This window comes from Paraburkholderia sp. SIMBA_053 (assembly GCF_046534895.1).
GTDB lineage: Bacteria > Pseudomonadota > Gammaproteobacteria > Burkholderiales > Burkholderiaceae > Paraburkholderia > Paraburkholderia caledonica.
Genome location: NZ_JAWRXU010000826.1, coordinates 1 through 266, shown reverse-complemented (window position 1 = coordinate 266; position 266 = coordinate 1). Strand labels below are relative to the sequence as shown.

The window sequence follows — 266 nt, the reverse complement described above, 5'->3', positions numbered from 1 at the left end:
CCGCATCAGCGGATCGAGAGCGGTGAGCGGCTCCTGGAAAACGATCTGCGCCACCGGTCCGCGCAATGGGCGGAGGTCGGCATCCCGAGCGCCGACGACCTGATGCCCGTCGAGCAGCACGGAACCCGACGCGACGAGGGCATCCGGCAGCAGCCCGGTGACCGCCAGTGAGGTCAGCGACTTGCCCGAACCGGACTCTCCGATCAGCCCCAGGCGCTCGCCGGCCCCGAGCGAGAACGACACGTCGCGCACCAGCGCGCCGGACG

1 protein-coding gene is annotated in these 266 nt (G+C 71.4%); it reads right to left on the bottom strand.

From position 1 onward, the window contains the following. The coding region (locus SB753_RS37885) for an ATP-binding cassette domain-containing protein (protein WP_410805265.1) at positions 1 to 266 on the bottom strand (266 nt) is incomplete at both ends.